Source organism: Pseudomonas petrae (assembly GCF_021728295.1).
GTDB classification, from domain to species: domain Bacteria; phylum Pseudomonadota; class Gammaproteobacteria; order Pseudomonadales; family Pseudomonadaceae; genus Aquipseudomonas; species Aquipseudomonas petrae.
Window position 1 is genome coordinate 49,029 of sequence record NZ_JAKJXE010000009.1, and the last position, 26,590, is coordinate 75,618.

General features: G+C 60.9%; 23 protein-coding genes and 3 pseudogenes. 8 read left to right on the plus strand and 18 right to left on the minus strand.

Translation table 11 applies throughout. The annotated features are described in order from the left end of the window. Nucleotides 1–20: 20 nt before the first annotated feature. Nucleotides 21–599, plus strand: coding sequence for a Maf family protein (locus L4G42_RS16840; protein WP_237253048.1), 579 nt, complete (start codon nucleotides 21–23; stop codon nucleotides 597–599). A gap of 74 nt (nucleotides 600–673) precedes the next feature. On the opposite strand, the gene L4G42_RS16845 is transcribed toward L4G42_RS16840, so the two are convergent. From L4G42_RS16845 to rluC, 3 genes are read right to left on the minus strand one after another with little or no spacing between them, the layout of a single operon-like run. Then, on the minus strand, nucleotides 674–1,666 hold the full coding sequence (locus L4G42_RS16845; RefSeq protein ID WP_237253049.1) for a S49 family peptidase: 993 nt from the start codon (nucleotides 1,664–1,666) through the stop codon (nucleotides 674–676). 7 nt (nucleotides 1,667–1,673) lie between these two features. Continuing rightward, the gene (locus L4G42_RS16850; RefSeq protein ID WP_237253050.1) at nucleotides 1,674–2,354 is read right to left on the minus strand and encodes an HAD-IA family hydrolase; all 681 of its coding nucleotides are present in this window, start codon (nucleotides 2,352–2,354) and stop codon (nucleotides 1,674–1,676) included. After that, nucleotides 2,344–3,300: a 23S rRNA pseudouridine(955/2504/2580) synthase RluC gene (gene rluC / locus L4G42_RS16855; RefSeq protein ID WP_237260959.1), complete on the minus strand. Its 957-nt coding sequence runs from the start codon at nucleotides 3,298–3,300 to the stop codon at nucleotides 2,344–2,346. The genes L4G42_RS16850 and rluC overlap by 11 nt, the downstream gene beginning before the upstream one ends. 713 nt (nucleotides 3,301–4,013) lie before the next feature. On the opposite strand from rluC, the gene rne reads away from it, so the two are divergent. Further along, nucleotides 4,014–7,358 (plus strand): ribonuclease E, encoded by a 3,345-nt coding sequence (gene rne / locus L4G42_RS16860; protein ID WP_474001585.1) that lies wholly within the window; start codon nucleotides 4,014–4,016, stop codon nucleotides 7,356–7,358. 99 nt (nucleotides 7,359–7,457) lie between these two features. Here rne and L4G42_RS16865 read toward each other — a convergent pair whose 3' ends face one another. The 8 genes from L4G42_RS16865 to L4G42_RS16900 all read right to left on the minus strand — a co-directional run bounded on the left by L4G42_RS16865 (nucleotide 7,458) and on the right by L4G42_RS16900 (nucleotide 14,593). Beyond that, nucleotides 7,458–8,054 (minus strand): nucleotidyltransferase family protein, encoded by a 597-nt coding sequence (locus L4G42_RS16865; protein ID WP_237253053.1) that lies wholly within the window; start codon nucleotides 8,052–8,054, stop codon nucleotides 7,458–7,460. Between the two features lie 73 nt (nucleotides 8,055–8,127). Then, nucleotides 8,128–9,147: a UDP-N-acetylmuramate dehydrogenase gene (gene murB, locus L4G42_RS16870; protein WP_237253054.1), complete on the minus strand. Its 1,020-nt coding sequence runs from the start codon at nucleotides 9,145–9,147 to the stop codon at nucleotides 8,128–8,130. 46 nt (nucleotides 9,148–9,193) lie between these two features. Continuing rightward, a complete protein-coding gene (gene kdsB, locus L4G42_RS16875; RefSeq protein ID WP_237253055.1) occupies nucleotides 9,194–9,958 on the minus strand; it encodes a 3-deoxy-manno-octulosonate cytidylyltransferase in 765 nt (254 codons plus the stop codon). Continuing rightward, a complete protein-coding gene (locus L4G42_RS16880; RefSeq protein WP_003174668.1) occupies nucleotides 9,955–10,140 on the minus strand; it encodes a Trm112 family protein in 186 nt (61 codons plus the stop codon). Before L4G42_RS16880 ends, kdsB begins: the two co-directional genes overlap by 4 nt. A gap of 17 nt (nucleotides 10,141–10,157) precedes the next feature. Further along, the gene (gene lpxK / locus L4G42_RS16885; RefSeq protein WP_237253056.1) at nucleotides 10,158–11,153 is read right to left on the minus strand and encodes a tetraacyldisaccharide 4'-kinase; all 996 of its coding nucleotides are present in this window, start codon (nucleotides 11,151–11,153) and stop codon (nucleotides 10,158–10,160) included. Beyond that, nucleotides 11,153–11,584: an ExbD/TolR family protein gene (locus L4G42_RS16890; protein ID WP_065993112.1), complete on the minus strand. Its 432-nt coding sequence runs from the start codon at nucleotides 11,582–11,584 to the stop codon at nucleotides 11,153–11,155. The genes lpxK and L4G42_RS16890 overlap by 1 nt, the downstream gene beginning before the upstream one ends. Continuing rightward, entirely contained in the window at nucleotides 11,581–12,255 is a 675-nt protein-coding gene (locus L4G42_RS16895; RefSeq protein ID WP_237253057.1) for a MotA/TolQ/ExbB proton channel family protein, read from the minus strand. Before L4G42_RS16895 ends, L4G42_RS16890 begins: the two co-directional genes overlap by 4 nt. Before the next feature lie 121 nt (nucleotides 12,256–12,376). Continuing rightward, nucleotides 12,377–14,593 (minus strand): DNA internalization-related competence protein ComEC/Rec2, encoded by a 2,217-nt coding sequence (locus L4G42_RS16900; protein ID WP_237253122.1) that lies wholly within the window; start codon nucleotides 14,591–14,593, stop codon nucleotides 12,377–12,379. Nucleotides 14,594–14,745: 152 nt separating this feature from the next. Here L4G42_RS16900 and L4G42_RS16905 point away from each other — a divergent pair, with 152 nt between their 5' ends. Beyond that, nucleotides 14,746–15,267, plus strand: coding sequence for a DUF2062 domain-containing protein (locus L4G42_RS16905; protein ID WP_237253058.1), 522 nt, complete (start codon nucleotides 14,746–14,748; stop codon nucleotides 15,265–15,267). 157 nt (nucleotides 15,268–15,424) lie between these two features. Here the strand turns inward: L4G42_RS16905 and L4G42_RS16910 are convergent, their stop codons facing one another. The 3 genes from L4G42_RS16910 to L4G42_RS16920 form a co-directional block, all read right to left on the minus strand. After that, on the minus strand, nucleotides 15,425–16,204 hold the full coding sequence (locus L4G42_RS16910) for an ABC transporter permease (RefSeq protein WP_065993104.1): 780 nt from the start codon (nucleotides 16,202–16,204) through the stop codon (nucleotides 15,425–15,427). After that, a complete protein-coding gene (locus L4G42_RS16915) occupies nucleotides 16,201–17,133 on the minus strand; it encodes an ABC transporter ATP-binding protein (protein ID WP_237253059.1) in 933 nt (310 codons plus the stop codon). The genes L4G42_RS16910 and L4G42_RS16915 overlap by 4 nt, the downstream gene beginning before the upstream one ends. Before the next feature lie 219 nt (nucleotides 17,134–17,352). After that, nucleotides 17,353–17,976, minus strand: a complete 624-nt coding sequence (locus L4G42_RS16920; RefSeq protein ID WP_237259736.1) for a glutathione S-transferase family protein — start codon at nucleotides 17,974–17,976, stop codon at nucleotides 17,353–17,355. Between the two features lie 213 nt (nucleotides 17,977–18,189). Here L4G42_RS16920 and L4G42_RS16925 point away from each other — a divergent pair, with 213 nt between their 5' ends. The 4 genes and pseudogenes from L4G42_RS16925 to L4G42_RS16940 all read left to right on the plus strand — a co-directional run. Then, on the plus strand, nucleotides 18,190–20,634 hold the full coding sequence (locus L4G42_RS16925) for an acyl-CoA dehydrogenase (protein ID WP_237260963.1): 2,445 nt from the start codon (nucleotides 18,190–18,192) through the stop codon (nucleotides 20,632–20,634). Nucleotides 20,635–20,833: 199 nt separating this feature from the next. Further along, entirely contained in the window at nucleotides 20,834–21,037 is a 204-nt protein-coding gene (locus L4G42_RS16930; protein ID WP_237253062.1) for a hypothetical protein, read from the plus strand. Between the two features lie 64 nt (nucleotides 21,038–21,101). Continuing rightward, nucleotides 21,102–21,512: a PA2817 family protein gene (locus tag L4G42_RS16935; RefSeq protein ID WP_133776461.1), complete on the plus strand. Its 411-nt coding sequence runs from the start codon at nucleotides 21,102–21,104 to the stop codon at nucleotides 21,510–21,512. A 652-nt stretch (nucleotides 21,513–22,164) separates the two neighbouring features. Beyond that, nucleotides 22,165–22,464: pseudogene (locus tag L4G42_RS16940) on the plus strand (LLM class flavin-dependent oxidoreductase); the annotation flags it as partial. Between the two features lie 54 nt (nucleotides 22,465–22,518). Here the strand turns inward: L4G42_RS16940 and L4G42_RS16945 are convergent. Both L4G42_RS16945 and L4G42_RS26060 read right to left on the minus strand, forming a co-directional pair. Beyond that, nucleotides 22,519–22,638: pseudogene (locus tag L4G42_RS16945) on the minus strand (class II aldolase/adducin family protein); the annotation flags it as partial. A 3-nt stretch (nucleotides 22,639–22,641) separates the two neighbouring features. After that, a complete protein-coding gene (locus L4G42_RS26060) occupies nucleotides 22,642–24,099 on the minus strand; it encodes a M10 family metallopeptidase C-terminal domain-containing protein (RefSeq protein WP_272904011.1) in 1,458 nt (485 codons plus the stop codon). Between the two features lie 169 nt (nucleotides 24,100–24,268). Between L4G42_RS26060 and L4G42_RS26395 the strand changes: the two are divergent. Further along, nucleotides 24,269–24,352, plus strand: a pseudogene (locus L4G42_RS26395) (hypothetical protein); the annotation flags it as partial. A gap of 108 nt (nucleotides 24,353–24,460) precedes the next feature. On the opposite strand, the gene L4G42_RS16965 reads toward L4G42_RS26395, so the two are convergent. Further along, nucleotides 24,461–25,279 (minus strand): class II aldolase/adducin family protein, encoded by an 819-nt coding sequence (locus L4G42_RS16965; protein WP_237260965.1) that lies wholly within the window; start codon nucleotides 25,277–25,279, stop codon nucleotides 24,461–24,463. A gap of 362 nt (nucleotides 25,280–25,641) precedes the next feature. After that, nucleotides 25,642–26,556 carry a pyridoxal-phosphate dependent enzyme gene (locus tag L4G42_RS16970; protein ID WP_237253064.1) on the minus strand — a complete coding sequence of 305 codons (915 nt, stop codon included), beginning with the start codon at nucleotides 26,554–26,556 and terminating at the stop codon, nucleotides 25,642–25,644. Nucleotides 26,557–26,590: the final 34 nt, after the last annotated feature.

The window sequence follows — 26,590 nt, forward strand, 5'->3', positions numbered from 1 at the left end:
TTCATGTTTCGGAGCCACCCATGCTGCCTCTACTCCTTGCTTCCAGCTCGCCCTACCGCCGCGAATTGCTCGATCGCCTGCGCTTGCCATTCGTCTGCGCGTCGCCCGACATCGATGAAAGCCGTCGGCCAAACGAGCCGGCAATCGACCTTGTGACCCGACTGGCGCGCGAGAAAGCCATGGCACTGGCTGGCCAATTCCCCGACCACCTGATCATCGGTTCGGACCAGGTGGCAGTGCTTGGCGAGCAAATCCTCGGCAAGCCGCACACCTTCGAGCGCGCCCTGGAACAGCTGAAGGCGAGCAGCGGCAACAGCGTCAGCTTCCTCACGGGCCTGGCGCTCTTCAACAGCCGCACAGGTGAGTGCCAGGTTGAGTGCGTGCCTTTCACCGTCCACATGCGCCAGATGGACGACAATCGCATCAGCCGCTACCTCCACGCCGAGCAACCCTATGACTGCGCGGGCAGCTTCAAGGCTGAAGGACTGGGCGTCAGCCTGTTCCGCAGCACCGAAGGCGCGGATGCGACCAGCCTGATCGGCCTTCCTTTAATACGCCTGGTGGACATGCTGATGAACGAAGGCATCGAGCTGCCCTGATCTCGATAAAATAAACCGATGCGAAAAGCCCGACCAAAGGCCGGGCTTTTCATCACACGTGAAGGCTGAAGCAATCAGCGCAGGGACGGCCCTTTGAAACCTGCCCACATCGCGATCTGCTCGGCGACGCTGGCGCCCAGCTTTTTGGAGAAGCGATCAAACGGCGACTCTTGCACCGTGTAATCGACCATCTCTTTTTCACCGATGATGTCGCGCGCCACGTAGCTGGCACTGCCAAGCCCATCCACCAGCCCCAGACCCACCGCCTGCTCGCCGGTCCATACCAGACCCGAGAACAGCTCCGGATGATCCTTGTCTTTCAGGCGATCACCGCGGCCCCCTTTCACGCTGGCGATGAACTGGTTGTGAGTGGTGTCCAGAACACCCTGCCAGAACGCGGTCTCGTCAGGCTTTGGCGGCTGGAACGGATCAAGGAACGCCTTGTGCTCGCCCGAGGTGTAGGTACGACGGTCAACACCCAGCTTCTCCATCGTGCCGACGAAACCGAAACCGGCCGCCGTGACACCGATCGAACCCACCAGACTGGCCTTGTCCGCGTAGATCTGGTCGGCAGCGCTGGCGATGTAATACGCACCGGACGCACCGAGATCAGTGATCACCGCATACACCTTGATGTTCGGCTTCTGCGCGCGCAGACGGCGGATTTCATCGTAGATGTAGCCGGACTGGACCGGACTGCCCCCCGGGCTGTTGATGCGTAGAATCACGCCCTTGGTTTTTTCGTCTTCGAACGCTGCCCGCAGGCTGCCAACGATATTGTCGGCGCTGGCCGGTTCGGTGTCGGCGATCATGCCCTTCACTTCGATCAGCGCCGTGTGGCTGGTGCTGCGAGAGGCGCCCTTACCAAAATCCATCAGCGGCGAGAACAACGCCAGTGCGCCGAACAGATAAAGAAAAGTCAGGGATTTGAAGAAGATCCCCCAGCGCCGCGACCGACGCTGCTCCTGCACGCTGGCGAGCAGGGTCTTTTCCAGCAGTTTCCAGCTCTTTGCATCCCCTGCGTCGTCGCGCTCTGGCGAAGACGGGGACTTCCATTCGTCCGACATAGATCAGTTACCCCAACAACGAAGTTTCAGCAGTCCGCGCACCCAACCAGGTGCGCAGTTCGGAAAAATGCTCGATCGCCAGGCGTGGCTGGTACTGAAGCAGAGAGCCTAGCGCTTGCGCGCCGTACCCGACAGCCACTGAATCCATTCCGGCATTGCGCGCCATCAGCAGATCGAACGAAGCATCGCCAACCATTAGCGCCTTTTCAGGCCTGACGCCGCAGTGCTGCAGGATTTCATTGAGCATCAGCGGATCGGGCTTGCTGGCCGTCTCGTCCGCTGCGCGCGTGGCGTCGAAGAAGTCGAGCCAGCCATGGGCCTTGAGGACCCGGTCCAGACCACGCCGGGCCTTGCCGGTGGCGACCGCCAGACGATAGCCCTCGGCACGAAACGCCTCCAGTGACTCATGCACCCCATCGAACAGCTTCGAAGGCTCAACGTCCATGGCCATGTAACTGTCGGCGTAGTATTGCCGGAAATCGATCAGGTCATTGGCCGTGATGTCCGGGTACAACGTGCGAATCGCCTCCGGCAAACCCAGCCCGATAATGCCCTTGATTGCCTCATCATCACGCACCGGGCGACCGGCATGCTGCGCGGCGGCCTGCATCGCATCGACGATACGACCGATGGAATCGGACAGCGTGCCGTCCCAATCGAAGATCAGCAGTTCGTAATCAGGGCGCAAGCAGTCGCTCCACGGTCTTGACCCACATCTCGTCGACGGGCGCTTCGAGTTTCAGCTCGCCACCATCCGGCAGCGGCACGGTCAGGGCATACGCATGCAGGAACAGCCGCTTGCCGCCGAGGTCACGGATTTCGCGACTGAAATCCTCATCACCGTACTTGGGGTCACCGGCAATGCAGTGGCCGGCATGCAAGGCGTGCACGCGAATCTGGTGGGTACGGCCAGTGATCGGCCGGGCTTCGACCAGGGTGGCGAATTCTCCGAAGCGGCGCAGGACCTTGAACAGGGTCAGCGCCTCCTTGCCCTCTTCGTTGACCTCGACCATGCGCTCGCCGGAGCGAAGGTTGCTTTTGAGCAACGGCGCGCGGACCTGCTTCTGCGCGGTCGGCCAGCTTCCACGGACCAGCGCCATGTAACGCTTGTCCACGCCGTCGCCGCGCAACTGCTCGTGCAGGTGACGCAACATGCTGCGTTTCTTGGCGATCATCAACAGCCCGGAAGTGTCACGGTCCAGACGGTGGACCAGCTCCAGCTCCTTGGCGTCGGGCCGCAACTGACGAAAGGCTTCGATGACGCCAAAGCTCAAGCCGCTGCCGCCGTGAACCGCGATGCCAGCAGGCTTGTTGAGGACGATCAGGCCTTTGTCTTCATGGACAATGGCGGCTTCAAGGCGCTGCAGCAGACCCTGGGCAACCGGCACCGGCTCGTCGCGCTCAGGCACTCGAACCGGTGGGACGCGCACGACATCGCCCGCCTGAAGCTTGTACTCGGGCTTGATCCGACCCTTGTTCACACGCACTTCGCCCTTGCGCAAAATGCGGTAAATCAAGGTCTTGGGAACGCCCTTGAGGTACGTGATCAGAAAGTTATCGATGCGTTGACCGGCAAATTCCGGCGCAACCTCTACCAGCCGGACGCCGGGGGTTGGGGGGGTGAGATTTGTCATGGCGCAAATCATAACAATTTTTTATGGATTTGAAGCACTTAATGATTGCTGCTATAGTCGCGAACGCCGCCAAAAGCGGCCTGGACAGCGGACAAACGGTATGACAGCCGGCCCTGCCCAACGCAATTCACGAGGGCGCGAGGCCGTCCTACGGGGCTTTCGGTGACAACGGAAGATATGCAAGCGTAACGAGCGCAGGTGACATGAGGCCTGAAACAAGCCCGATCGCAGAGTGAGTCACTCGCCATCGAGGCCCACGTTCAAGGCCAGTTCACAAAGTGCAGTCGCTGGCAGTCGCTCCGGGCGAATGCTTCGGAAACCATGCCTTATTTGAGCCATGACGCGCGAACTTCCCATGGAAGATTGCGATAAATGCAACCCGCTGCGGATTCAGCGCGCGGCAGCACCCGAATTATCAGGGATACGTGTGGGGTGGAGACGCACAACCGTCGGACTGTGTAGCACAAGGCTTTATTCAAGACGCTTCATATCGTCCGCTACCGATGGTTGATTCCTCCTCCTGACCAAGCTTTTGCTGACAGGGTGTCATTTGTCACCACAGCAAGCAGGAACGTCGTCGCGACTCGGCCCCGCTGGCCGAACCTCGTTAGACACTGGAGTGTTCAAGCACTCCTGACGTGCCCTGACACCGACCGTGAGAAGTCGTGTGTGCCGAACGCCGTTTCCGGCAGCCCGGAAACCGACGGTACTACATGAAAAGAATGCTGATAAACGCAACTCAACCCGAAGAGTTGCGTGTTGCGCTGGTAGACGGCCAGCGCCTCTACGACCTGGACATCGAATCCGGGGCCCGCGAACAGAAGAAGGCCAACATCTATAAAGGCCGGATCACGCGTATCGAACCCAGCCTTGAAGCCGCGTTTGTCGACTTCGGCTCCGAGCGTCACGGCTTTCTGCCGCTGAAAGAAATCTCCCGCGAATACTTCAAGAAGTCGCCCGAAGGCCGCGTCAACATCAAGGACGTGCTGAGCGAAGGCCAGGAAGTCATCGTTCAGGTCGAGAAAGAAGAGCGTGGCAACAAGGGCGCTGCCCTGACCACATTCATCAGCCTCGCAGGCCGTTATCTGGTCCTGATGCCGAACAACCCGCGCGCCGGCGGCATTTCGCGTCGTATCGAAGGCGAAGAGCGCAACGAACTGCGTGAAGCGCTGAACGGCCTGATCGCCCCTGCCGACATGGGTCTGATCGTTCGTACTGCCGGCCTTGGCCGCAGCAGCGAAGAAATGCAGTGGGACCTCGATTACCTGCTGCAACTGTGGACCGCGATCAAAGAGGCCTCCCTCGACCGCTCCGCGCCGTTCCTGATCTATCAGGAAAGCAACGTCATCATCCGCGCCATCCGCGACTATCTGCGCCAGGATATCGGCGAAGTGCTGATCGACAGCGTCGAAGCCCAGGAAGAAGCGCTGACGTTCATCCGTCAGGTGATGCCGCAGTACGCCAGCAAGATCAAGCTCTACGAAGACAGCGTTCCGCTGTTCAACCGTTTCCAGATCGAAAGCCAGATCGAAACCGCCTTCCAGCGCGTCGTCGAACTGCCTTCCGGTGGCTCCATCGTCATCGATCCGACCGAAGCACTGGTGTCCATCGACATCAACTCGGCGCGCGCCACCAAAGGCAGCGACATCGAAGAGACCGCCCTGCAGACCAACCTTGAGGCGGCTGAGGAAATCGCCCGTCAACTGCGTCTGCGCGACATCGGCGGCCTGATCGTCATCGACTTCATCGACATGACCCCGGCCAAGAACCAGCGCGCCGTGGAAGAAAAGGTCCGTGAAAGCCTCGAGGCCGATCGTGCCCGCGTTCAGGTCGGTCGCATCTCGCGCTTCGGTCTGCTGGAAATGTCCCGTCAGCGTCTGCGTCCCTCACTGGGCGAGAGCAGCGGCATTGTCTGCCCGCGTTGCAACGGCACCGGCATCATCCGTGACGTTGAGTCACTGTCGCTGGCGATCCTGCGTCTGATCGAAGAAGAAGCGCTGAAAGACCGCACTGCCGAAGTGCGCGCTCAAGTGCCGATCCCGGTCGCTGCGTTCCTGCTCAACGAAAAACGCAACTCGATCACCAAGATCGAACTGCGCACCCGCGCGCGCATCATCATTCTGCCGAACGACCATCTCGAAACCCCGCACTTCGAAGTGCAGCGTCTGCGTGATGACAGTCCGGAAGCGCACAACCTGCAGACCAGCTACGAAATCGCTGCAGCCGCTGCTGAAGTGGAAGAAGTTGCACCGCCTGCCGCCGCTACCCGCACCCTGGTTCGCCAGGAAGCAGCAGTCAAAACCGCACCGGCCCGCGCCAATGCACCGGTTCCGGTTGAAGCCGCTGCGCCAGTTGCCGCTGCGCCCGCACCGGTCGCCCATGAGCCAAGCCTGTTCAAGGGTCTGGTGAAGTCGCTGGTCAGCCTGTTCGCTTCCAAGGAAGAGCCTGCTGCCGCGCCTGCCGCTGTGGTCGAAAAACCGGCTGCCGAGCGTCCTGCGCGCAACGACGAGCGCCGTAATGGCCGTCAGCAGAGTCGCAGCCGTAACGGCCGTCGTGACGAAGAACGCAAGCCGCGTGAAGAACGTGCGCCGCGTGCCGATCGCGAAGAACGCGCACCGCGTGAAGAACGTGCCCCACGTGAGGAACGCGCGCCTCGTGAAGAGCGTGCACCGCGTGAAGCCCGTGAAGAAACCACCGCACCGCGCGAAGAGCGTCCGGCCCGTGCGCCACGGGAAGAGCGTCAGCCACGTGCCCCACGCGAAGACCGCAAGCCTCGTGAAGAGCGTGTGCGTGAACTGCGTGAGCCGATCGACGCTGCACCGGCTGTCGACCTGCCCCGCGAAGAACGCCCTGAGCGCGCTCCGCGTGAAGAGCGTCAGCCACGTGCGCCGCGTGAAGAGCGTCAACCACGCGTTGAACAGGCTGCTGTTGCTGCCGAAGACGAAACCCTGCTGACCACTGAAGAGCAACAGGATGACAACCAGGAGCACGCCGAAGGCGATCGCCCTCGTCGTCGTTCACGCGGTCAGCGTCGTCGCAGCAACCGTCGCGAGCGTCAGCGTGATGCCAACGGCAATGAGATCGAAGGCAGCGAAGGCGTTGAGGGCTCAGAAGGTTCTGAAGCCATTGACGGCGAAGGCAACGAGCACGGTCATGAGTCCCATGACGACGTGCACGCGAACGCCGACCGTGGCGATGTCGCCACCGGTGCAAGCGTTGCTGCTGTCGCGGAGCGCGTGATCAGCGCCACCGCCGAAGCCGATGCCCACCGTCAGGCTGAAAGTGCGAACACGTCCGTTGAAGCCAGCGCGACTGAAGCAGCACCGGTCGCCCAAGGCTACGAAGCAGCGCCAGAAGCGCCGGTCGTCGAAACCCCTGCGCCTGAAACCAAGCGTTCGGTGATGCCGGAAGTGGAAGTGGCAACATTCGACGCCTCGCTGAGCCCGTTCGAACGTCAGGTGAAAGCAGCCGCGGAAGCCGAATCGACCGACGCGCCAGCGGATGCCGAGACCCCGGTCGCTGTTGAAGCGCCAGCGGTCGTGGAAGCTCCGGCCTTTATGCCGACTCCTGCGCTGGTGCATGAGGCGGTTGAAGTAGCCGTCGCTGAGCCGGTTCACGTTGTTGAGCCTGTTAAAACCGAGCGCGTCCAGGCGGCTGAGCCTGTTCAGGCTGCCGAGCCTGCCAGCGCTTCTGAGCTCGTTCAGATTGCTGAACCGGCTCAGGCTGAAGAGCCAGCGCAGACCAGGGCGTCGGAAATTCAGGCGCCGAAAGTGGTCGAGCCGGTTGTTCAACAGCCTGCGGCCGCTGATCCGTTCATCGCGCCAGCCGGCGAAGCAGCCGCTCAGACCGCAGCACCGGAAATCGTCGCTGCGCCAGTGGCTGTCGAACCTCCTCAGGCACCGGTTGCAGAACCTGTCGCCGAAGAGGCGCCTGCGCTGCCGGTTGCCAGCAATGGCCGTGCACCAAACGATCCTCGTGAAGTGCGCCGCCGTCGTCTGGAAGCCGAGCGTCAGCAGAAAGAGGCGCAAGCCTCGGATGAGCCTAAACCGCTCGTCTAATCGGCCGTAACCAAAAAGCCCCACCTGTGTGAGCAGGTGGGGCTTTTTTGTGTCTGGCGGTTAGGGTGTGGCATTTAGCGCGGATTGGCTTGATCGAGATCAGCGCGGTTGAAAGATCAACGCAGCAGGCACGTCCACGTCCCACAACACGCCCGGATCGTCGACCTCGATTTCCTTGATCCGCGCGCCCTGGAAAAGCCGCTTGGCGCCCTTCTCCCCGGCCAGCGCCATGAGCGCTGGCCCGAACGTTCGGCCAAAAGCGACCGGATGCCCATACCGTCCGCCATGGACCGGCACGCTGATGGCGTCGTCCTCCACCGAGCGGACCACGCGTTCAAGTGTTTCTGCATTGATAAAAGGCATGTCGCCCAACGCAATCAACCAGCCGCGATGGGCAGGCTCGGCCGAAACGGCGGCGGCAATGCTGTCGCCCATGCCGGGTGAGTCCAGCACCACCACTTCACAGCCGTGGCGCAGGCCCATCTCGGCAACGCTGCAGTAGTCGGCTCGGGTCAGCAGAACGGTTTTATCGGCGAGGGATTTTACGTTGGCAAGCACCTGCTCCAGCACCGATCGCTCCGTGCCGTCACGCCCGAGGCATTGCGCCAGCAGCTTGTTGCGATGGTTGCCCGCCACCTTTCGGTAACGGCTGCCGAGGCCCGCCGCCAGCACGATGGCACACAGGGTTTCACTCATGTTCAACCCCCATGGGATACACGCTGACTGAAACTCAGACCGGGGAAAGGCGATCTCCGATCCCTGTCTTCGATCAGTACAGGTTAGGTTCCATTTCGAGCGCAACACCGAAGCGCTCGAGGATGTCCGTCTGAATCCGCTGCGCGAGGCCGAGCAATTGCCCGCCCGATGCCTCGCCGTAATTGACCAGCACCAGCGACTGCAGCGCATGAACGCCAGCGTCGCCATCACGAAAGCCTTTCCAGCCCGCTTGCTCGATCAGCCAGCCGGCCGCCAGCTTTACCTGGCCATCGGCCTGAGGGTAGCCGACCACGCCAGGGTGCGTGAGTTTGATGACAGCAACACGCTCGGCGGACACCAGCGGGTTCTTGAAGAAGCTCCCCGCATTGCCCAGCGTCGAGGGGTCCGGCAGTTTTTCACTGCGAATGGCGCAGATCGCCCGGCTCACGTGCATCGGCGAAGGCTCTTTGATGCCCTGCTCTTCCAGCCGCTGACGCACCGGACCGTAATCGAGATGAAGGCTCGCCGAGTAGCTGAGCTTGAAGCGAACCCGCAGGATCAGCCAGCGGTTCGGCTGATGCTTGAACAGACTGTCCCGGTAGCCGAACTCGCAGTCGGCCAGGGCAAACTCCCGCATCTCGCCGCTGTGTCGATCGATCGCGGTCAGGCTGTGGAAAACATCCTTGAGCTCAACGCCGTAGGCGCCGATGTTTTGCATCGGTGCAGCGCCGACGGTGCCGGGGATCAGGCTGAGGTTTTCCAGCCCGGCCAGTCCCTGGGCGAGCGTGTCTTGCACGAAAGGATGCCAGGGCTCCCCCGCCTCCGCTTCAACAATGGCGCCGCCGCAATCCTCGTGGGTGATGCGGATGCCACGGCTGGCCATGCGCAACACGAGGGCATCGACATCACGGGTCAGCAACAGGTTACTGCCGCCGCCGATGACCATCAACGGCACGTCGTGGCTGGCCGAATACGCGAGCGCCTCGCGCACATCGTCGTCGCTGAACGCCTCGGCAAAACGCCGGGCGCGCACAGCCACTCCGAACGTGTTGTAGGGCTTGAGAGACACGTCGTGCTGCACATTCAGCGTCATGGCTGCATCCGCGAAAGCAGTGGAAGAACGACCAGGCCCATGCTCATCAAACCTCCAGCAGACGACGAACGCGTTCCAGATCTTCAGCGGTGTCGACGCCGGCCGGTGGCGCTTCAAGGGCATCGGCCACATGAATGCGCACGCCGTGCCAGAGCGCACGCAACTGCTCGAGGTTTTCAGTGTTTTCCAGCCAGCACGGGCCCCAGCTGACGAAGTCGTGCAGGAACCCGGCGCGGTAGGCATAAATGCCGATATGGCGGCGGTACGGCACGCCCTCCGGCAGCTCGTCGCGGGTCTTGGCCAGTGCATCGCGAGCCCAGGGCAGCGGCGCGCGGCTGAAGGTCAGGGCCAGGCCGTTGAGGTCCGAGCAGACCTTGACCACGTTGGGATTGAACAGCGATGCCACGTCCTCGATCGGCTCGGCGAGGGTCGACATGCGCGCTTCAGGGTGTGCGGCGAGGTTGTCGGCGACCTGATCGATCACGGCGGGCGGGATCATCGGTTCGTCGCCCTGGACGTTGACCACGATGGCGTCGTCGGCCAGACCCAGCGTGGCGGCGACTTCAGCCAGGCGGTCGGTGCCGGAATTGTGATCGTCGCGGGTCAGCAGCACCTCGGCGCCGAACGCCTGGCAGGCCTCGACGATGCGCTGATCGTCAGTGGCAACCACCACACGCTCTGCGCTGCTTTTACGCGCCTGTTCCCAGACGTGCTGGATCATCGGTTTGCCGGCGATGGTTTTCAGCGGCTTGCCGGGAAAGCGACTCGAGCCGTAGCGCGCCGGAATGACAACGGTAAACGCTGCGGTCATTTGTCCAGACGCTCGTCGGTGGTGAGGGTGCGTGCTTCGCTTTCCAGCATCACCGGAATGCCGTCGCGGATCGGATAGGCAAGGCCGGCGCCTTTGCTGATCAGCTCGGTTTTGTCGGCGCTGAGCTTGAGCGGCCCCTTGCAGATCGGGCAGGCAAGAATGTCGAGCAATTTGGTGTCCATAAGAGATCCTGAGCGAGTCATGGCAAAAGACGGGTTAACTGCGAATCGAACCAACTGACGAACGCCGGCGAAGGCACGGCTTCCACGGTCAGGTACCACCAGTCCGGCGCGGCGAAGGACGCGCATTTGACGGCGTCCTTCTCGGTCATGACCACGGGCAATGCCGGTGTAAACGAGAGGGCCTGGGCGCTGAACACGGCGTGGTCGGCGAACGCATGTGGAACAGGCCGCCAGTGTAGTCCTTCGAGGGTGTTGAAGAAACGTTGCGGATTACCGATTCCGGCGACCGCGTGGACCTGCTGCCCGGGCGGGAAATGATCGACCGGCCGGCGTTCACCGCTTAGCAGGTTGACCAGCGCCGAGGGCTTGAGCTGAAACGCAAAGCCGTCTTCGCGATCCGTCATCGCGCCGTTGTAAAGCAGGGCATCAACGCTTTGCAGCCGCTGGACCGGTTCGCGCAATGGGCCCGCCGGCAGGCATCGGCGATTGCCAAGCCCGCGGACGGCATCGATCAGCACCAGTTCGAGGTCGCGGTTCAGGCGATAGTGCTGCAGGCCATCGTCCGAGAGAATGAGATCGAGGGGCTCTTCAGCCAGCAAGGCGCGCACGGCGTGCGAGCGGTCCGGGTCGATCATCAGCGGCACGCCAGTGCGATTGACGATCAGCAGCGGTTCATCACCCGCGTGCTCGGCAGCCTGTTGCGGCAGTACACGCCAGGGCAGGCTCGGCGGTTTGGCGCCGTAACCGCGACTGACCACCCCGACGCGCAGCCCGCGCGCGCGGCAATAATCGATCATCCACAGAATCAGCGGCGTCTTGCCGGTGCCACCGATAGTGATATTGCCGACCACCACGACCGGAACGGGCGCTTTATAAATGCTGCCTTGCCCGGCGAGGAAACGCGCGCGCTTGCGGTTCACCACGCGCCGGTACAGGGATTCGAGCGGGCGCAACAGCACCAGCGCCGGATGGCCTTTGTACCAGGCGTCGAGCAGTCGGTCAGTGAATGCCATCAGTTAGCCGATGCGGCCTCGACGGTGGTCATGCGCAAATGAGCGAAACCGAGCTTGCCGGCAGCGTCCATGGCAGTAATCACCGCCTGATGGGGGGTCTTGCCGTCGGCGCTGATCGACAGCGGCAGACTGGTGTCGCCCTCGGATTCCTTCTGCAGGGCATCGATGAGGGTTTCCAGTTTGCTGTCGCCCAGCAGCGTGTTGTTCACCGAGTAAACGCCGTCGGCATTGATGGTGATGTCGAGGTGTTTTTTGTCGACGTCATCTGCCGAAGCGCCGGTCACCGCCTGGGGCAGGTCGACGCGCAGCTGGGTTTCCCGGGTGAAGGTGGTGGTCACGACAAAGAACAGCAGCAGGATGAACACCACGTCGATCAGCGACACCAGATTGATGTCGATGGTCTCCCTGGGCTTGCGACGGCGGAATTTCACTTCTTCTTGCCCTCGCCACGCGCGGCGGCCTTGAGGTCAGGCTTGGCGTCGGTGAGATCGACGTCACGATCGCCCTGCACGACTTCCACCAGCTTGATCGCTTCCTGTTCCATGCCGACCACCAGCTCGTCGACGCGGCTTTGCAGATAGCGGTGAAAGAAGATCGCGGGAATCGCAACGGTCAGGCCCGAGGCGGTGCAGATCAGCGCCTTGCCAATACCCCCGGCAAGCATGCCGGCGTTACCGGTCATGCCGCTGCTGGTGAACGAGCTGAAGATGTCGATCATGCCGAGCACGGTGCCCAGCAAACCCAGCAGCGGTGCCATGGCAGCGATAGTGCCAAGCGTTGCGAGGTAGCGTTCGAGCTCATGAATGACCCGGGCTGCGGCTTCCTCGATGCACTCTTTCATGATCTCGCGACCATGGCGGGAATTGGCCAGACCGGCGGCGAGGATTTCACCCAGCGGCGAGTCGGCGCGCAGTTCCTTGAGCTTCTCGGCGCTCAGCTGTTTGTCCTGAATCCAGCGCCACACCTGGCCGAGCAAATGCGGCGGCGTGATGCGGCTGGCGCGCAGGGTCCATAGGCGTTCAATGATGATTCCGACGGCGGCGATGGAACTCAAAATGATCGGTAGCATCATCCAGCCACCTGATTTGACCAGCTCCCACACAGCGACCACCCCCTGAAAAAAAGTGGCGCCACTCTAACATAGCGTCGACGCCTCGCCGAACGTGTCGATGAATAACCAGGCTTTTCAGCTGCGGCAGCCAGCCACTCAGTCAACCACTCAATCAGTCACGCCAGAAGCGCCGCGTGCTGCGTTCGGCATGGGCCGCATCAAAGGCGCCCAGTTGCACCGTGATGGCGCCCCGTTCGGCGCTGTCGTGAATCTCCATGCCGGACCACGCGTACCGCGAGAGCACCAGCGGATGGGGATGACCGAACGCATTATTTCGGCCTCGGGAAATCAGCACCCCGCGCGCGCCGACCGCGCGCAGGAACGCCCGGGACGATGAGGTGCGGCTGCCGTGATGGGGGGATTGCAGCCAGTGGGCGCTGACGTCAAATCCGTCGACGAGCATCGCGCGTTCTGCCGCCACATCGATATCACCGGTGAGCAACAGCCGCTCGCCATTGGCCTCGACGCTGAGCACGCAGGAGGCCTGATTGCCCTCGGCGGCTTGCTCCCAACTCCACGTGGAAAAAGTCACCTCATCCCACGTCCATGTTTCCCCGTTACGACAGGACTCGGCCGCCAGTTCGGCTGGCATGCGCCCGACGTCGCCCGTCAGCACCCGTGCAACCGGCACACCCTTGCGAATGGCAGCGGCACCACCGGCATGGTCGGAATCGGCATGACTGAGCAGCAGCGTATCCAGCTGTCTGATTCCGGCGCGCCGAATGGCCGGCAACACTACGCGATCACCGATATCGAAATCACCGAAGCGCGGCCCCGCGTCATACAGCAGTGCGTGGTCGCGGGTGCGCAGCAGAATGGCGAGCCCCTGCCCGACGTCCAGTTGCAGCACTTCGACTTGCCCGACGGGCACGGTTTTCTGCGGCGGGAAGATGCACAGCAACAGCAAGGGCCAGCCCAGCGGTCGCATCGGCAGGCCTTTGGGCAGCAACAGCAGCAACGCGCCGAGCAGGCTCAGCGGCCAGACCCACAATGGCACGTGGGGGCCGGTCCAGGCGGGGGCGAGATCGGCCATGAACGTGAGCCATCGAAACAAACCGTCCATCGAGCCGCCTGCCAGCCACAGCAGGCTTTCGCCAAGGGGCGGGATCGCAAGCAGCAGTGTGCCGAGCAGCGCCAGGGGTAAAATCAGCAGGCTCACCCACGGCACGGCGAGCAGATTGACGACGGGACCGCTCACGCTCACCGGCAGGTTCAGCGCCAGCAACACCGGCAACAGCCCCACCGCGATCAGCCATTGTGCGCGGGTCCAGCTTTGCAGCCAGCTCCAACGCCCGAGTCGCCCGCTGAAGATCAGCATCAGGATCGCGACGGCCAGAAACGACAGCCAAAAGCCGGGGCGCAGCGTGATCAACGGCTCGGCGATCAGCACCAGGTTCAGCGCCAGCAACAGCGGCCATGCGGTGCCCAGATGGCGGAAACGCAGACGCCAGAGCAGCACCAGACCCAGCATGGTGACAGCCCGCTGCACCGGCACCTCAAAGCCCGCCAGCATGCCGTAGGCCAACGCGCCCGAGAAGGCCGCGATGCAGGCCGAGGGCAGCCAGGGCAGAAACGGCGGCCACGCGCCCCAGCGAGCCAGCCCGGCGACGAGGCCGTAGAGCAAACCGGCGAGCAAGCCGATGTGCGTCCCGGAAATGACCAGCAAGTGAACGGTGCCGGTGTCCTGCAGGACTTGCCAATCGGCGGCGCTCAGTCCGGAATCGTCCCCCAGCACCAAGGCCGCCAGCCCGCCCTGTCGGCCCTGGGCATGCACACTCAGCAGGCGCTGGCGAATGCCGTCGCGCCAGTTGCCCCGGGCCGGTTCAAGCAACTGGCCGTCCACCACGGTGCCGGTGGCGCCAATGCGCTGGGCCAGCAGCCATGCCTGGTAATCGAACGCGCCGGGGTTGACCAGCCCACCGGGGCGCTTGAGCTTGACCGCCAGACGCCAGCGCTCGCCGCTGCTGATCGACGGGCCGCCGTACCAGCCGACACGGATCTGTTCGGGCAGCCGCGCGCGTCGTGAAGCGGGATCATCCAGCTGAAAACGCACCACGCCGTCGATTGTCTGCGGCAACCCGACGACGCGGCCTTCCAGCCAGAGCGTCTGCCCATCGAGGCGCTCGGCCAGTCGATCGTCCAGCGCCAACGACGCCGAGACACAGGCCCACGTCAGGCCGAACAGATAAAACGCCAGCGGGTAGGTGCGAAATGGCAGCAGCATCAGCGCCATCACGGGCATCGCCAGCCACAACCAGACCGGGGGTAAAGCCGGCAAAAAACGCAATGTCAGCAATCCGAGTGCAAGGGCGAGCATCCCTGTGCGCATGAGGCTTTCCTTGTCTGCGGGCGAATCGACTTCCATGGCTTAGTCGATGCACCGGCACGCGCGTTTATTAATTGTCACAAAGTCTGAATTTGCGTTTGCGACTATCCGTGCATACTTCCCCGAATTTCCCGCCCACCTCGCCGGATTCCCGTATGCCACGCCACCTGATCAAGCGGTACATGCCCGATCCGAACAGCATCCGGGAACACAAATCCTTACGCTTTCTTGGCTCTCTTCTACACGACCCCAACCTCTGGCACCTCAATCGACACTCCGTGGCGCGCGCGATGGGGATCGGGCTGTTCGCCGCCTTGATGCCGATGCCGTTGCAGATGCTGCTGGCCGCTGTGCTGGCGATCTGGGTGCGGGCCAACATGCCGATTGCAGTGAGTCTGTGCTGGCTGACCAATCCGCTGACGATGCCGCCGGTGTTCTATTGCACCTATAAAATCGGCGCGCTGTTGATGGGCTTGCCGCCCCGGCATTTCCCGGACGAACTGAGCTGGGACTGGATCAGCGGACAGCTGTCCACCCTGTGGCAGCCGTTTTTGCTGGGGTCGGTGGTGGCGGGGATTGTGTTGGGCGTGGCGGGGTATTTCGGGACGATGGCGTATTGGCGCTGGTGGGTCGGACGGCAGTGGAAAGCGCGTCAGATGCGGCGTAAGGCAGTTTAGGGCGAGGTTGTCAGCGGATCGTCGCGGCCAGTCAGGTGCATAATCGTTCCCACGCTCGCGTGGTAATGGCCCGTTTGACGCTCTGCGTCACAGTCAACGCAGAGCGTTTGGGGCGGCATTACCACGCGGAGCGTGGGAACGATCGTTCTGAAATGCGTTACTGACGCATACCGCGTCCGCTCACCAGCAGTCGCGCGCAGCCCAGGTACAGCACAATGGTCGCCACGACCATGAACGCCAGGGCGATGCTGATCTTGATGTCCGACACGCCGAGAATGCCGAAGCGGAAGGCGTTGACCATGTGCAGCACCGGGTTGGCCAGCGACACGGTTTGCCAGAACGGCGGCAGCAGATTGATCGAATAGAACACCCCGCCCAAGTAGGTCAGCGGCGTCAGCACGAAGGTCGGGATGATCGAGATATCATCGAAATTGCGCGCAAACACGGCATTGATGAAACCCAGCAACGAGAAAATCGTCGCAGTCAGCAGCACCACAATGATCGTGATGCCCAGATGATGCACCTGCAGATCGGTGAAGAACATCGACAGCATCGTGACGATCACCCCCACCGCCAGCCCGCGCAGCACGCCGCCGATGGTGTAGCCGATCAGGATGGTATGCGGCGACACCGGCGAGACCATCAGCTCTTCGACCGAACGCTGAAACTTGGCGCCGAAGAAACTCGAGACCACGTTGCCGTAGGAGTTGGTGATCACCGACATCATGATCAGCCCAGGCACGATGTACTGCATGTAGGTGAAGCCACCCATGTCGCCGATCTGCCGGCCGATCAGGTTGCCGAAGATCACGAAGTACAGAACCATGGTGATCGCCGGCGGCAGCAGGGTCTGCGGCCAGATCCGCATGAAACGCCGGACCTCACGATAAACGATGGTGTTCAGGGCGATCAGGTTGGGGCGCAGCTCCGAGCTCATATCGCCACCTTCGCCAGATTCTTCTCGACCAGACCCACGAACAACTCCTCAAGGCGATTGGTTTTATTGCGCAGGCTCAGCACCTGAATGTTCTGCAGCGACAACTGACTGAACAGCGACGTGATGCCGATGGTTTTGTCGACCTGCACTTCGAGCGTGTGGTTATCCACCAGTTGCACTGGATAACCGTTGAGTTGAGGCGCGGCTTGCAGCGGATCGCGCAGATCAAGCAGGAAGGTCTCGACGTGCAGCTTGTTGAGCAGCGTCTTCATGCCGGTGTTTTCGATGATCGTGCCGTGATCGATGATGCCGATGTTGCGGCACAGCTGCTCAGCCTCCTCCAGGTAATGGGTGGTGAGGATGATGGTGATGCCCTTCTCGTTCAGCTCGGTGAGGAAGGTCCACATCGAGCGGCGCAGCTCGATATCAACGCCCGCCGTAGGCTCGTCGAGGATCAACAGTCGCGGCTCATGAATCAGCGCGCGGGCGATCATCAGGCGGCGCTTCATGCCGCCGGACAACGAGCGAGAAGGCGAGTCGCGCTTGTCCCACAAACCCAGCTGGGTCAGGTACTGCTCGGCGCGCTCTTTGGCGATCTTCGGCGGAATGCCGTAATAACCCGCCTGGGTCACGACGATGTCGAAAGTCTTCTCGAACTGATTGAAATTGAATTCCTGCGGTACCACGCCGATCGAGCGCTTGAGCTGTGCCGGGTTGCGATCAAGGTCGTGGCCGAAGATGTTTACCGTGCCGCTGGTCTTGTTGACCAGGGTCGAGATGATCCCGATGGTGGTGGATTTGCCGGCGCCGTTGGGGCCGAGCAATGCGAAGAAATCACCCTCGGCGACGTCCAGATCAATGCCCTTGAGGGCCTGGAAACCGTTGCCGTAGGTCTTGGTTAGCTGCCGGATGGACAGAGCTGAACTCATGACTGAACACACACCAATAAAAATGAAAAAGGGAAGATAAACGAATACGAAAGTGCAGTCGCCGGACTGAAACGGGCGCTGACATCTACCGCGCTGCGCAGCTGGGATATCAGGCGCAACACATGGCTACAAACACAGTGGCCGCAATGTTGCGTGCCGATGCCGCCCAAGTACAGCGACATCGGTTGATAGTCAGTATTAACTCGACACGGGCTGAACTCAGGTCAGCGCGGTCATCACGGCCTTTTGATACGCCGGACGCTGCTGCAAACGTTCGTACCAGGCTTTGAGGTGAGGCAGGTCGAGGCGTTCAATCGGCATTTCGAACCAGGGGTAGGCGAAGCAGCCAAGGGGAATGTCGCCCACGCCGAATTCATCGCCCGAGAGGTAGGGCTGACGCGCCAGTGCTGCGTCGACGATGCCCAGCAGGCGTTCGACTTCAGCTTTAGCCGCATTGATCTGCGTCCAGTCCTGCTGCTCGGCAGGGGTGCGCAACACGCCCCAAAACACCGGGCGGAAAGGGCCGGCCAGCGTCGATGTGGTCCAGTCCATCCACTTCTCGGCCTGGGCACGCGCCTTGGGGCTGGCCGGATAAAGAGCGGAGTCCGGCGCGTATTGCGCGGCGAGATAGCGAACGATGGTGTTGGACTCCCACAGCACGAATTCGCCGTCTTCGATCATCGGCACCACGCCGTTGGGGTTCTTCGCCAGGTAATCGGGCTGATCGTTGATACCAAAGGCGCCGCCGGCATTCAGCGACTCGTATTCCAGTCCCAGTTCCTCGGCGATCCACAATGCCTTGCGCACATTGGACGAGTTCTTGCGGCCCCAGATCTTCAACATGTTGTCATTCTCCGTGTGGTCAGCGAGCGATGAGTCGCGTTTGCGGCGGGCCACAGTCTACTCCGGGATGCGGGTGTTCGAGCCACAACTTCCTGCGCATCGGCCAGCCCCCGAACTCCCTTGGTAGCACGGGGTCACTATCGATGCGCGGGCCAGAGCGGTCGACTGCGCAGCCGGTCGCGCTTATCGCGCCGTCATCATGGAGGGCTGTTTATGTTGTTGCTGTGGATCGTAGTGTTGGTGGTTGGCGTGGCCTGGCTGGCCCATCGCAGGGTTGCACCCTTCCCCGCCCTGGGCATCGTTGCGATGTACCTGCTAGCAATGGGCGCGCTCAGCCATGCCCACGGCTGGATGGTCATTCCGTGGGTGTTGTGGCTGGGCGTCGCGTTGCTGCTGGCGCTGCCAGACCTGCGCCGCAAACACTTCAGTGCGCCAATGTTCTCGTGGTTTCAGAAAGTGTTGCCGCCGATGTCCGCCACCGAGCGTGACGCCATCGACGCCGGCACCGTGTGGTGGGATGGCGAGCTGTTCAGCGGTCGACCAGACTGGAACACCCTGCTCAGCTATCCGAAAAGCAAACTGACCGATGAAGAGCAGGCGTTCCTCGACGGCCCGACCGAAGAACTCTGCGCCATGGTCAGCGACTGGGAAATCGGCCAGGCCATGGACCTGCCGCCGCAAGCCTGGGCGCATATAAAGGAGCATGGTTTCTTCGCGCTGATTATTCCCAAGGAATACGGCGGTAAAGGCTTCTCGGCCTACGCCCACTCGCAAGTGGCGATGAAGCTTGCGACCCGCAGCGGCGATCTCGCCTCCACGGTGATGGTGCCCAATTCATTGGGCCCGGCAGAGTTGCTGCTGCATTACGGCACTGACGAGCAGCGTAATCACTACCTGCCGCGCCTGGCCCGTGGCGACGAGATCCCGTGCTTCGCATTGACCGGCCCGCTGGCCGGCTCCGACGCAGGGGCGATGCCTGACACCGGGATCATCTGCAAGGGCCAGTGGGAAGGTGAGGAAGTTATCGGCCTGCGCCTGAATTGGGAAAAGCGCTACATCACCCTCGGCCCGGTCGCCACCCTGCTCGGGCTCGCCTTCAAGGCCTACGACCCTGAGCATTTGCTTGGTGACGAGACAGCCCTGGGCATCAGCCTGGCGCTGATTCCAACCGACACCGCCGGCGTGGAAATCGGTCGTCGTCATGTGCCACTGGGCGCGGCGTTCATGAACGGCCCGAACTCCGGCAAGGACGTGTTCATTCCGCTGGAGTACCTGATTGGCGGCCAGAACATGATCGGCAAAGGCTGGATGATGCTGATGAATTGTCTGTCGGTCGGCCGTTCGATTTCACTGCCAGCGGTCGGTACCGGCGCCGCGAAGTTCACCAGCCTGGTCACCGGGCAGTACACCCAGGTGCGCGAACAATTCAACGTGCCGCTGGCGGCGTTCGAAGGGATTCAGGAATCCCTGGCGCGCATCGGCGGCAATGCCTGGCTGATGGACAGCGCGCGCATCCTGACCGCAAATGCGGTGGACTTGGGCGAGAAGCCTTCGGTGCTGTCGGCGATCTTGAAATACCACCTGACCGAACGCGGCCGCGAGTGCATCACCCACGCGATGGATGTGCACGGCGGCAAGGGCATCATCATGGGCCCAAACAATTACCTGGGCCGCTCGTGGCAAGGCGCGCCGATTTTCATCACCGTGGAAGGCGCAAACATTCTGTCGCGCAACCTGATGATCTTTGGACAGGGCGCCATTCGCTGCCATCCGTTCGTGCTGAAGGAAATGGCCCTCGCCGGTCGCAAGGATCATGACCGGGCGGTGGTTGAATTCGACGGCCTGCTGATGCAGCACATTGGTTTTGCCGTGCGTAACGCGGCCAGCACGCTGGTGCTGAACCTGGGGCTGGGGCATTTCGAAAGCGTGCCGGGTGATCGCCTGAGTCAGGGTTATTTCCGCGCGCTGAACCGTCAGGCCGCTGCCTTCGCAATGCTGGCCGATCTGAGCATGATGCTGCTGGGTGGCGAGTTGAAACGCCGCGAACGTCTGTCGGCGCGACTCGGTGATGTGCTGAGCCACATGTACCTGGCGTCCGCCGCGCTCAAGCGTTACCACGATCTGGATTACCCTGAAGCGCTGGCGCCACTGTTCTGCTGGTCCATGGAAGAAGCGTTGGGTGAGTCGGAACGCGCACTGGACGAGTTGCTGAGCAATTTCCCGAACCGCATTCTCGGCGGGCTGCTGCGGGTGATCGTGTTCCCGTTCGGCCGTCGCCACAAAGGGCCATCGGATGCGCTCGACGCGCAGGTGGCGGAAATCCTCGGACGCGCCAAAGGCGACCCGGCGCTCGAATCGGTGCTTGCCGGTTGCTATCGCCCGACCGACGCAGAGGATCCGGTTGGCGCGTTGCAGCACGCCAGCGACTTGCTCAGCGGCGCGAAAGCGATTCGTAGCAAGCTTCATCACGCGGTGAAAAGCGGTCAGGTGAAGCCCGCAGGTGGTGAGCATCTGATCGATGCCGCGCTCAACGCAGGCGTGCTGCAGGCGGCGGAAGCGGAAACCTTGCGCGCTGCAGAAGCGGCGCGACGCAAGGTGATTGATGTGGATGATTTCGACAAGGAAGAACTGGTCGCGACCGAAGGCAAAATTCGCTGATTAAATGAAGGCGAACCCTGTAGGAGCGCGCTTGCCCGTATTGCGGTGGGTCAGCAACATAAACGTTGGCTGACACGCCCTCGTTCTCGGGCAAGCGCGCTCCTGCACGTGGTGCCCGCGACTTACGTCTACATACACCGCGCTGGTGAATTGTCCTACACTCCTTGGTAACAACAAGAAAAACCCAAGGGGACGCATCATGATTAACCAACGCCTGACTCATCGCTGCCTGCTCTCTGAAATCGCCTCGGGGGAGGATCTTTCCAGCGGTAAGCCGACACAAACGCTGCAAACCCTTCTGATGATGGGCTTTGTCACCCGTATGCTCAGTCCCGACCGCACCTTTGCGCACCTCGCCCTTACTGAAGCAGGCCACCGGTATCTGGCCGGGTTGTGGCATTGAGATAGCCGCAGGCGGCGGGGGCCTCTATACTCCCGCGCCTGTTTTTGTCTCTGAGGGCTTCATCATGGCCGACGCCAATCTCGACCACATCATGAATCTGCTGTTGCATTTGCGCGGCATCCTGGTCGCGCTGGGAGAGGCCGAGCAGGTCCCCGAGGAAAGTCATGCGCTGTTTCTGGAGCGCTACGATGAGTTGCTGACGCTGTTGCCGGCTGATCCGATCGAGAGTCAGTATCTGGGGCAGGATTTGTTGTGTCAGGTGATTCAGCGTTATCCGCAGATTGCTCATTTGGTACCGCGGGATTTGTTGTGGTTTTTCGCGGGCGATTGTCTGCATTTCATGCCGGACGATGAGATTGATTTGTATACGGCGCTGGAGGAGCGTCGGTTTGAGGCGATGGAGAACGAGGAGCCGTTTGACTGGAATCAGGAGAAGCAGTTGTTGGCGATGTCGCAGTCTGAGTCCAAGCACTGATTTGATATCAGCATCAAGATCAAAGGCGTCGGCCTAACGGCCTCTGTTTCGCCTTCGGCGAGTTACTTGATAAAGCCCCAAGTAACCAAGGGCTTGTGCTCCTGGTTAGGCCCTTCCTTCGTCAGGGTTCCTTCACTCCGGTCCCGCTCCGTGGGCCCGCGCCGAACGGACATCCATGTCCTGACGGCGCTCTCGCCGCATCCATGCGGCTCGGCCCACTCCGCGAGACCTGCGTTCAGCCTGCACCCAAGTCGCGTTCTTCGGTGTCTGGGCTACTTGTGTCTGAAGATCAAAAGCGTGAGGCAGATCAACGGCTTCCCGGCTGAAGCCGGTCCTACTGACTGCACACGCTGCTTTTCGTGGGACCGGCTTTAGCCGGGAAGAGGCCAGTGCGGGCGCCGCGAATTGATCGTTCCCTCGCTCTGCGTGGGAATGCAGCCCAAGACGCTCCGCGTCGTCATTGAGCCTGGCAGTGGCCCTACCGCTCAACAACAAATTTTGTGATCTTACCCTCCCGCTAAATGCATATTTTTTATAATTAGCTTAGCGCCAAATCGAATTTCACAGACCCTCGGCTTGCCCTATGTTGCTGACTTGCACCCGCGCTCCCCTCCCCTAGGGGCCGGTTGTTTCGTCAGCACAAGGAGTTGTCATGAGCGTCGAGTTCATTGGTTATATCGCTAATCAGCCCGGGTCGGAAATTCATCCGCGCAGCGGGGCGGCCGTTCAGCCCGAGTATGTGGAGAAAGTCGCCCGAGCCCATGAAGAGGCGGGGTTTGATCGCGCACTGGTCGCCTACCATTCCAACAGTCCGGACAGTGCGTTCGTGGCGTCTTACGCGGCAAGTGTGACGCGCACGTTGAAGTTTCTCGTGGCCCATCGCCCGGGTTTTATTTCCCCCACTGTTGCCGCGCGGCAGTTCGCTACGCTGGATGTGTTGACTGGCGGGCGTATTGCAGTGAAAAGGTGGCGTGAACAAAAACCGTGCTGAGAGCCGAAATTTTGCCGACTTCACAGCATCCTGTAGGAGCGCATTCCAGTGCCGTGTCACGCCAGGCCCGGTACCGCTTTTGAGTACCTTGGCCTGCTCTTCCACTTTCTTCACCGCCTCTTCAGGCGGGAAGACAGGTTACATAGGCGCAGGCTCGGCTGGATTGATGCCGACAATAGAAATCGGCGCTTCGTCCAGATAAAGGCCGTCATAAATGACCGGAACACTTGTGTGGTTGCCGTTCATTGCGATCTGGAAGAAACGCCCGTCTGCATCGGCTTCAAAGGAGCGCAGGTAGGTCCGGTCCTGATCTTCGTTGTAGTCGAGCTTCAAGGTGCCATTTCGTCCATCGCCCGTACGGTCGAACCCCAGATCGAGAATGAACAGACGGTCTCCGCTTTCAAAGTCGGTGATAAGGTCCGAATGACTGGCGTCCGCCGTGCGATAGCTGTCGGTCACGCGGTAATAAATGAAGTCATCAAGGCCGCTGCCACCGGTGAGTGTGTCCTTGCCCATGCCACCGGCCATGACGTCGTTACCAGCGCCACCGTTTATGATGTCGTTGCCCTGAAAACCCAACAGCTGATCATTGCCCACGCCACCGGCCAGGATGTCATTGCCGCCGGTGCCGAGCACATCCATGTTATCGCGGGTCAGCGTATTGACGATCTTGGGCCCGGTGGTGTTACCGAAATCCACCGTGTCGCGATTCAGGTCGGCCTTGAGATTACCGCTGAACAGGATTTCAAACTGATTGCCGTCAGCATCGGCTTCCAGCGACTTCAAGGCTGTCTGCGTACCTGCGCCATTGACCACGACCTTCAGAGTGCCATTGAAGCCATTGCCCAGGCCGCTGAACCCCAGGCTGGACAGATCCACGAGATCGCCTTCAGCTGCATTGAAATCAGTGATCAGATCACGACCTGCAGTGTGCGCAGAACCTGTCGAAGTGCGAATGCTGTCGGACACGGAACTGAACACAAACTCGTCGGCGCCGGTGCCGCCAGTCAGCGTGTCGCCGCCAAGGCCGCCCACCAGACGATCATCGCCGGCCAGGCCAGACAAGGTATCGCGACCCTCGTAGCCCATCAGGGTTTCTGCGCCAGCCGAGGTGCCGACAACGCTGTCGCCCGCATCGCTGCCTGCAATCAGGCGCTGGAAGTTGGCGTTGGTCAGGGTGTAATCGCCACTCAGGAGCAGCTCGAACCGGTTGCCGCTTTCATCGACATCGTAGCTTCTGAGAATCGTCTGATAATTGCCGTTATCTGTACTGCTGACGATCTGAACGGTTCCGTGAGTGCCGTCGCCAATGCCGGAAATGCCCAGCGCGGTCAGGTCAAGGCGGTCAGCCTTATCGAAATGATCGATGTAGTCGACTTGCGAGCCGCTACTGTCGCTGATGGACGCGTAGCGCAGGACGGCGGTTCCATTGGCGTTGAGACTGTCCGCACCGGTCCCGCCGATCAGCACGCTGTCACCTCGGCCCTCAATGTAATCGTCGCCAGCACCGCCGTAGATAACATTGAGATCGAAGGAACTGAAAAATTCGTCGTTACCCGCGGTGCCGTACCAAAAAACCTTTTGTTTATCTGCCATTGAAACTCTCCCTGAGCTGCCGCCAGAGTGGGCGGCGATAGCTGTGATAGGCAAAGCGGCAGTTGGTTCGGGGGCCAGCAGTGGCCAGTATCGACTTTCCGTGAGTAAAGGCTGTGCTGGCCGCCCTCATAAGATACTTAACGCCAGCGCGGTCACGATCTGAAAGATCGGCATTGCCGGACTGCTCGGCGCGAAAGGCAATTCCACCGCGTTGTTGGGTACCGCAGAGCAAGTGGCCGAGGCGCTGCTGGCGAACGCGCCGGATCAGACGCTGCTGTATTGGATGAACCACCCCATTCGCCAGCAAGCCGGCTCCTACGGATTGTGGATCGATCCCAGACCTGGCGCGCCAGAATTAAGATCAGTCCTGATAATCCGTCCCATGCCGATCCAGTTCGCGAATCAGCGCGTTCCAGTGCCGTGTCACACCAGGCCCGGTACCGCTTTTGAGTACCTTGGCCTGCTCTTCTACTTTCTTGACCACCTCTTCAGGCGGGAAGATCAATTCGGCATTGCCCGCGGCCTGCGCGGCAATCTGGATGTTGCAGGCGTATTCGAGGTTGTGCAGCTGTTGAAACGCGTGCTCGACACTCAGCCCTGCCGTGAGCAGACCGTGGTTGCGCAGGATCATCACGCTCTTGTCGCCCAGGTCCGCCACCAGTCGTTCGCGCTCGCCGAGGTCCTGCGCGATACCTTCGTAACCGTGATACGCCACTCGCCCGGAGAACCCGAGGGAATGCTGGGAGATGAGCAACAGCCCGTGTTTCTGCGCAGAGACGGCAATCCCGTCGCGGGTGTGGGTGTGCAGCACTGCCCGTAAATCAGGGCGCGCCGCATGGATGGCGCTGTGGATAACGTAGCCGGCGTTGTTGATGCCCAAGCCGGTTGGGTCATCGACGATGGTGCCGTAGATGTCGACCTTCACCAGATTGGAGGCCGTGATCTCGTCGAACAGCAAGCCAAAGGCGTTGATCAGGAAGTGCTCGTCAGGGCCCGGCACGCGCGCGGAAAAGTGCGTATAGATGTGGTCAGTCCAGCGTTTCAGCGCGGCAATCCGGTAAGCCGCCGCCAGTTTGACCCGCACTTCCCACTCTTCCGGGCTGACCCGATCGCGCACGCTGTTGGCGTTTACAGTGGTGCTAACGCCGGACTGAACGGGCAAAGAAGTGACGTTGCTCATGGATGACTCCCCAATGGTCTGGTTCAGACGTAATCAGGGCAGCCTATGCGCTGTGGAAACCGTTTAAAAATAACATTTTCTTCTAAGCTAATTATCAATATTTTTTATTATCGAACCGGACTGATCCTGCTTCTGCGGCAACCTGGATGCACGGTCGACTCGATCCGGATTGCGCCACAGAAAATATGAAGTGCATAGGGTAAATAAAGCGAAAGCAAAGCCAATCAGCAGGCCAATTTTTGTATATATCCAATAGCCTGTCAGACACCCGAACAGGATGGATACCACGAGTAATAGGCTGTCACTCCCTCGGTGCGCCTCAGTAGTGAGGCTCCAGTTTGATTTACCTATGGAACCTTGATTCATTTCTTTGCCGACCATTGCTGGATTTGTGCAAAGGTCGCAGTGGCTCCGCCACATACCACCAACAAAACGTTGTCGTATCGGTCTAGCGCATGAGGGATGTAGGCTAAGGCGAGCGCGGCACCGCACGCAGGCTCAACAAGCACACGGTGATCCAACAAAAAACGCTGGCATGCGTCGAGGGCATCCTGATCAGTAACCGTTACGCTTTTTACGTGGTGAGTCGTGGAGCACTCAAATGCCTGATCGCAGACCCGCTTGGCTCCAAGAGAGGTTGCAACTGAGCTGATGCCTTCTATTTCCACAGGTTTACCAGCCATTATTGCGGCGTGGAAAGAAGCAGCGCCTTCCGTTTCCACCGCTATGACTGGAATGTCCTGCCATCCATTGCGACGCAACCCTTCTACCACGCCACAGAGCAACCCTCCACCGCCGACTGAGAGCACTACCACATCAGGCTTTTGACCAAGCTCAGCGACTTCGTCAATCAGAGTTGCATGACCAGACCAAAGAAGCGGGTCGTCGAACGGATGGATAAATGCATCGCTGGAGGTCGTAAGTGTCAGTGCCAGCTGGTTTGCCTCCTGCCAAGAGCTACCGTGAACGATTACTTTTGCCCCTTCCATCGCGAGCAACTCTTTTGCTCGTTCGGTCGTAGTTTCCGGGACAACTACCGTCACGGGGATGCCTAACTGACGTCCGGCATACGCTACTGCCAGTCCTGCATTGCCTCCCGAAGATGATATGAATCCCTTGGCTCCACGCGCGTGATGAATCTCACACGCGTGGCCTACGCCGCGCAGCTTGAAAGAACCACACGGCTGAAGAGCGTCAAGCTTGAGCCAGATGGTGCTCTTGGCTATGGCGCTCAGTGGACGAGATTCAATAAGGGGGGTGTTGATATGCAGGGGCATAGTAAGTTTGCTCTCAAGATAAGTGTTCAGGATG